Origin of the sequence: Streptomyces cahuitamycinicus, from assembly GCF_002891435.1 — a bacterium.
Taxonomy (GTDB): Bacteria; Actinomycetota; Actinomycetes; order Streptomycetales; family Streptomycetaceae; genus Streptomyces; species Streptomyces cahuitamycinicus.
Map to the genome: position 1 here is coordinate 1 of NZ_POUC01000481.1, position 5,602 is coordinate 5,602.

Genomic DNA, 5,602 nt, shown 5'->3' on the forward strand with positions numbered 1-5,602 from the left:
CGCCGGGGAGGGGCCGGGCGTCGCGGACGCCACGGCGCTCCCCGAGGAGCCGCGGCGGACCGCCCCGGTGACCTCCGCTCCTGCGGAGCAGCCCGTGCGGGAGGCCGCCAGCGCCGAACGGCCCGTCCGCCCGGTCCTGCGGATCCTGCCCCTGGGCAGCGGCCTGGTCCTGATCGGACTGGGGCTGGGCCTGGCGTTCTTCGCGCTGCGGCTGCGGAGGGTCTAGGGGACTGGCAGGGGACTGGCCCAGGGGACTGGTCCGGAGACTTCTGACGGACCTCCGCAGCGCCGGGTGTCAGGCGTCCTGCGAGGTGATCAGCAGGACCTTGCCGACGTGGCCGCTCTCCTCGACCACCCGGTGTGCGGCGGCAGCGTCCCGCATCGGGAGCTCACGGTCGACGACCGGGCGCAGGTGGCCGTCCGCGAACAGCGGCCAGACATGCTCGCGTACGGCCGCGACGATGGCGGTCTTCTCCTCCAGGGGCCGGGCACGCAGGGACGTCGCGCTGATCGCGGCGCGCTTGGCCAGCAGGGCGCCGATGTTCAGCTCGCCCTTGACACCGCCCTGCATGCCGATGATCGCGAGGCGGCCGTTGACGGCGAGGGCCTTGACGTTGCGCTCCAGGTACTTGGCGCCCATGTTGTCGAGGATGACATCGACACCGGCGCCGTCCGTCGCCGTCCTGACCTCCTCGACGAAGTCCTGCCCGCGATAGTTGACCAGGATGTCGGCGCCCAGCTCGGCGCACGCCTGGAGCTTCTCCTTCGTACCGGCCGTCACGGCCACCCGCGCACCGAAGGCCTTGGCCAGCTGGATGGCCATCGTGCCGATGCCGCTGGACCCGCCGTGCACGAGGAGCGTCTCGCCGGGCCGCAGGTGGGCGACCATGAAGACGTTCGACCAGACGGTGCAGACCACCTCGGGCAGCGCCGCCGCCTGACTCAGGCCGACCCCCTCGGGCACGGGCAGCAGCTGCCCGGCCGGGACGGCCACCTTCTCGGCGTAGCCGCCGCCGGAGAGCAGCGCGCACACCTCGTCGCCGACGTTCCAGCCGGAGACGCCGGGGCCGATCCCGGCGATCCGCCCGGAACACTCCAGGCCCGGGTAGGGGGACGCGCCGGGCGGCGGTTCGTAGAAGCCCTGCCGCTGCAGGATGTCGGCCCGGTTGACGGCGCCCGCCGCCACCTCGACCAGGACCTCGCCCTCGCCGGGCACGGGATCGGGGACCTCGCCCCAGACCAGCGCCTCGGGCCCACCAGGTTCGGGAATCGTGATCGCATGCATGCAAGGGACCGTACCCCTCGGTCCTCGGACCGAGTCCGCTCCGTCCCCGGGACCGCCGCGGCTACGCCTTTGGTCCGGTCCCCGCAAAACCCGGGTGCGGAACCGATGAGTTTGCGCGACCGTAAGGGTCTTTCCATGCGTAGCCCAAGCACGCGGAAGGACCCGAAGCATGAGCACGCAAACGTCCGGCCTGGCGATCGAGACCGCGGGCCTGGTGAAAACGTTCGGCGAGACGAGGGCCGTGGACGGAGTCGACCTGGCCGTGCCCGCGGGCACGGTCTACGGCGTCCTCGGCCCGAACGGCGCCGGCAAGACCACCACCGTGAAGATGCTCGCCACACTCCTGCGGCCGGACGGCGGCGAGGCGCATGTCTTCGGCCACGACGTCGTCCGCGAGGCGGACGAGGTACGCGGCCGGGTGAGCCTCACCGGCCAGTACGCGTCGGTGGACGAGGACCTCACCGGCACCGAGAACCTGGTCCTGCTCGGCCGGCTCCTCGGACACCACAAGAAGGCCGCCCGCGAACGCGCCGGCCAGCTCCTGGAGGCCTTCGGGCTCTCGGAGGCGGCGGCAAAGCAGGTCAAGCACTACTCCGGCGGCATGCGGCGCCGCATCGACATCGCCGCGTCCATCCTCAACACCCCCGACCTGCTCTTCCTCGACGAGCCGACGACCGGCCTGGACCCTCGCAGCCGCAACCAGGTCTGGGACATCGTGCGGGCCGTGGTCGCCCAGGGCACCACGGTGCTGCTGACCACGCAGTATCTGGACGAGGCCGACCAGCTGGCGTCCCGGATCGCCGTCATCGACCGCGGCCGGGTGATCGCCGAGGGCACCAAGGGCGAGCTGAAGTCGTCCGTCGGCGCCGGCTCCGTCCATCTGCGCCTACGAGATCCCGAGCAGCGCGATCTCGCGGCCGGCCTGCTACGACGCGCCCTGGACGCGCAGGTGCAGCCGGAGCCCGACCCGGTGGCCCTCACCGCCCGCCTCACCACGGCGGCCGGCGACGACTCCGCCGCCGAGCAGGCCTCCCGCGCCCTGGGCGAACTGGCCCGCGCCGGGATCACCGTGGACAACTTCTCGCTGGGCCAGCCCAGCCTCGACGAGGTGTTCCTCGCCCTCACCGGGCACGACACGCACGACTCCTCCGACCGCTCCGACGACCCGAAGGACGAGGTGGCGGCATGAGCACCGCGACGACCACCGAGAGCACAGAGCTCGCCCCGGTCAGCACCGATTCCCTCGCCGCGCTGCTCGTCTCCAAGGAGCGGCCGCCGCGGCCCAGTGCGTGGTCGGCCTCGATGACCTTCGGCTGGCGGGCGATCCTCAAGATCAAGCACGTGCCGGAGCAGCTCTTCGACGTCACGGCGTTCCCGATCATGATGGTGCTGATGTACACGTACCTGTTCGGCGGGGCGCTGGCCGGCTCGCCGAAGGAGTACATCCAGTTCCTGCTGCCGGGCATCCTCGTGATGTCGGTCGTGATGATCACGATGTACACGGGTATCTCCGTGAACACCGACATCGAGAAGGGCGTGTTCGACCGGTTCCGCAGCCTGCCGATCTGGCGGCCGTCGACGATGGTCGGCTATCTGCTCGGTGACGCCCTGCGGTACACGATCGCGTCGATCGTGATGCTCACGGTCGGCATGATCCTCGGCTACCGGCCGGACGGCGGGGTCGCCGGTGTGCTCGCCGGGATCGCCCTGCTGGTGGCCTTCTCGTTCGCCTTCTCGTGGATCTGGACGATGTTCGGGCTGATGCTGCGCACCGAGAAGTCGGTGATGGGCGTCAGCATGATGGTGATCTTCCCGCTCACCTTCCTGTCCAACGTGTTCGTGGACCCGAAGACGATGCCGGGCTGGTTGCAGGCGTTCGTGAACAACAGCCCCATCACCCATCTGGCGTCGGCGGTGCGCGGTCTGATGGGCGGCGACTGGCCGGCCGCCGAGGTCGCCTGGTCGCTGGGCTGGGCCGGGCTGTTCATGCTGGTCTTCGGGCCGGTCACGATGCGGCTGTACAACCGGAAGTAGCGGGTCTCCGGGTTTCGCCGGCCGCCGCGCACCGGGTGGTGCGCGGCGGCCGGCGTGCTTCTGCCCTGCCTTCAGTTGTTGCGGGGCATCGGGGGCATGGGGCGGATGTCCGGCGCGACCTGGGTGGCCGGGGTCTTCCGCACGATCGTGATGAGCCGGTCGGTCAGCTCCAGTCTCCCGACGGCCGGATCGTCGTAGCCGAGGACCCGGTGACCACGTATGACGCTCACCACCAGGTCGGCGACCTCGCGCGGCTTCTTGCCCACCTCGGCCTTGACGACCGGCCGTTCGACGAGGTCGAGGCCGGTGCCCTGCTGGATGAGGTCCTCCATCACCATGCCGGCCGAGGGGCTGAGAACGGAGAGGCCGAGCAGCCGGCCCGCGGCGCTGGCACTGGTGATCACCGCGTCGGCTCCGGACTGCTTGAGCAGCGGCGCGTTCTCCTCCTCGCGCACCGCCGCCACGATCTTCGCCCCGCGGTTGAGCTGCCGGGCCGTCAGCGTCACCAGGACGGCCGTGTCGTCGCGCTGGGTCGCGATGATGATCTGGTGTGCCTTGTGCACCTCGGCGCGCTTGAGCACCTCGCTGCGCGTGGCGTCCCCGACGATGCCCGCGTAGCCCTCGGCGGTCGCGGCGTCGACCACCTTGGAACTCGGGTCGACCACGACGACCTGCTCCTTCTTCAGGCCCGTCGCACAGACGGTCCGGATCGCCGACCTGCCCTTCGTGCCAAAGCCGATGACGACGGTGTGATCGCGCAAGGTGGACCTCCAGCGGGTCAGCCGCCACTCCTCCCGGGTGCGTTCGGTGAGGGCTTCCAGGGTGGTGCCGACCAGGATGATCAGGAACAGCACGCGCAGGGGCGTGATGATGAGGATGTTGGTGAGCCGAGCGGCGTCGCTGGCCGGTGCGATGTCACCGTAACCGGTGGTGGAGAGCGTGACGGTCGCGTAGTAGAAGGCGTCGAGGAGGTCGACGCCACCGCCCGCGTTGTCGTTGTAGCCGTCCCGGTCGGCCCAGACGATCAGCGCGGTCACGACGAGCACCAGCACCGCGATGGAGAGCCGCTTGGCGACCTGGCGGAACGGGTGCTCCACCACCTTCCTCGGTAGTGAGACCCGATGGGTCACCAAATGCTCGTCCGCCTGGCGGGCGATCGCGTCCTGGCCCGGAAGTTTCACGTGAAACACACCCCGATTCCTGCGGACGCCCAGGGCAGGTCGAGCAGTTCCGCCTCCTGCCCCGAACGTGCGCCGCCCGGCGGTACGACGGCCAGCGCGTCGGCCGCCGCGATGCCGCGCAGCATGGCGGGGCCGTTGTAGTGCAGCGGAACGGCCTCGTCGCCGCGCAGGACGACGGGGACGAGCCGGGTGTCGTGCGGGTGCCCGTGCACGGCGTCCCGGAGCGGCAGTGTGTACGGCTCCGGGGCCGGGCGGGCCGCGAGGATCCGCAGCAGCGGCTCGGCGAGCGTCAGCAGGCCGGATACGGCGGCGAGCGGATTGCCCGGCAGGCCGACGAGGTGCTGGGTCTGCGTGGTGCGGGCCAGCAGCATGGGGTGGCCCGGGCGCACCGTGACGCCGTCGACGAGGAGTTCGGCGCCGATCCTGCGCAGGGTGGGGTGGACATGGTCGACGGGACCCGCCGCGGTGCCGCCGGTGGTGAGGATGACGTCGGCGTCGCAGGTGGTGACGGCCTCGTTCAGGGCGTCGGCCTCGTCGCGGACGCGCCGGACGGCGGTGACCTCGGCGCCGAGGGCCCGCAGCCACGGCGGCAGCATGGGGCCGAGCGCGTCCCGGATCAGACCGTCGTGCGGCAGACCCTGGGTGAGCAACTCGTCGCCGAGGACGAGGACTTCGACGCGGGCCCGGGGGACGGCGGTGACGGTGTCGTATCCGGCCGCCGCCGCAAGCCCGAGGACGGCCGGGGTGACAAGGGTGCCGACGGCGAGGAGCTGGTCGCCGGTGCGGCACTCCTGGCCGCGCGGGCGGATGTCCTGGCCGGGGACGACGTCCCTGGTCGCGTACAGGCGGCCCTTGGCGTCGGCGCGCCCGTGCTCGCTGCGCAGGACGGCCGTGGTGTCCGGGGGGATGCGAGCGCCGGTGGCGATCCGCACGGCCTCGCCGTCGGTGAGGGACACGGGGGCGGCGTGCCCGGCGAGGACGCCCTCGTCCCGTACGTGCCAGGGGGCGGGCCCGCAGACCGCCCAGCCGTCCATCGCCGAGGTGTCGAAGGAGGGGAGGTCGGTGAGGGCGTCGAGCGGGTCGGCGAGGGTCAGGCCGAGGG

Annotated in this window: 5 protein-coding genes and 1 pseudogene; 3 read left to right on the top strand and 3 right to left on the bottom strand. The window is 71.6% G+C overall.

The window, feature by feature from the left end; genetic code table 11:
* Positions 1–226 (top strand): annotated as a pseudogene (locus tag C1J00_RS37220) (hypothetical protein); the annotation flags it as partial.
* Positions 227–295: 69 nt separating this feature from the next.
* On the opposite strand, the gene C1J00_RS37225 reads toward C1J00_RS37220, so the two are convergent.
* Positions 296–1,285 (bottom strand): NAD(P)H-quinone oxidoreductase, encoded by a 990-nt coding sequence (locus C1J00_RS37225; RefSeq protein ID WP_102913333.1) that lies wholly within the window; start codon positions 1,283–1,285, stop codon positions 296–298.
* 169 nt (positions 1,286–1,454) lie between these two features.
* Between C1J00_RS37225 and C1J00_RS37230 the strand changes: the two genes are divergently transcribed.
* Together C1J00_RS37230 and C1J00_RS37235 are read left to right on the top strand one after the other, a co-directional pair.
* Positions 1,455–2,474 carry an ATP-binding cassette domain-containing protein gene (locus C1J00_RS37230; RefSeq protein WP_102913334.1) on the top strand — a complete coding sequence of 340 codons (1,020 nt, stop codon included), beginning with the start codon at positions 1,455–1,457 and terminating at the stop codon, positions 2,472–2,474.
* Entirely contained in the window at positions 2,471–3,319 is an 849-nt protein-coding gene (locus C1J00_RS37235; protein WP_102913335.1) for an ABC transporter permease, read from the top strand. The genes C1J00_RS37230 and C1J00_RS37235 overlap by 4 nt, the downstream gene beginning before the upstream one ends.
* A gap of 71 nt (positions 3,320–3,390) precedes the next feature.
* Here the strand turns inward: C1J00_RS37235 and C1J00_RS37240 are convergent, their stop codons facing one another.
* Both C1J00_RS37240 and C1J00_RS37245 read right to left on the bottom strand, forming a co-directional pair.
* Positions 3,391–4,500, bottom strand: coding sequence for a potassium channel family protein (locus C1J00_RS37240; RefSeq protein WP_102913336.1), 1,110 nt, complete (start codon positions 4,498–4,500; stop codon positions 3,391–3,393).
* Positions 4,497–5,602 (bottom strand): molybdopterin molybdotransferase MoeA (locus tag C1J00_RS37245; RefSeq protein ID WP_102913337.1); only part of this gene is annotated, 1,106 nt, incomplete at its 5' end. The genes C1J00_RS37245 and C1J00_RS37240, both read right to left, overlap by 4 nt.